The following is a 503-nucleotide window of genomic DNA, read 5'->3' as shown; positions in this document are numbered from 1 at the left end:
CTAAGATTAGTACTGGACTTATTTCTTATCATTTTAACGATAAGCTTTATCTTATGAATCGGACATTACAATTTTTAGTTGAGAAACAACATGAATTTATTAGCAATCGAGTACTATTAGCCCAATCTGAAATAAACAAACTAGAAGCTTTTATTGAAGCACATTTGGCTTATCAAGAAACTCATTACAAAAATAATATTGCCTTAATTGAGATCGTCTTTAATGCAAGAAATGAAGAGAATATTCCTTATTACAGAATTGAAGACGATGAAGAAGATGATGCACTTAGAACGATGTTATTAAATATTTTGAAGACTGGTCAACAAAATGGAGTGTTTTCTAACTCTTTCCAAGCCGACACATTAGCTTCATTTATTTTAGGAGCAATCGAAGAAAGAATGCTGAAGGCAAATGCATCTATATCTATAGAAAATTACTCAGATGAGCTCATAAAAACGGTGAAGAAACTCACTATTTAAATGCCCTGATTTTGAAAAATTATA

General features: G+C 30.4%; 1 protein-coding gene. It reads left to right on the top strand.

Features of this window, described 5'->3' with window-relative positions; all coding sequences use genetic code 11:
• Positions 1–479: TetR/AcrR family transcriptional regulator (locus MR083_RS26870; RefSeq protein WP_242270104.1), on the top strand; the 479-nt coding region annotated here is incomplete at its 5' end.
• Between the last annotated feature and the right edge of the window lie 24 nt (positions 480–503).

The organism is Bacillus cereus group sp. BfR-BA-01408 (assembly GCF_022663305.1).
In the GTDB taxonomy this organism is placed as follows: domain Bacteria; phylum Bacillota; class Bacilli; order Bacillales; family Bacillaceae_G; genus Bacillus_A; species Bacillus_A pacificus.
The sequence above is the reverse complement of the archived record's forward strand: the minus strand, read 5'-3'. Positions and strand labels throughout refer to the sequence as shown.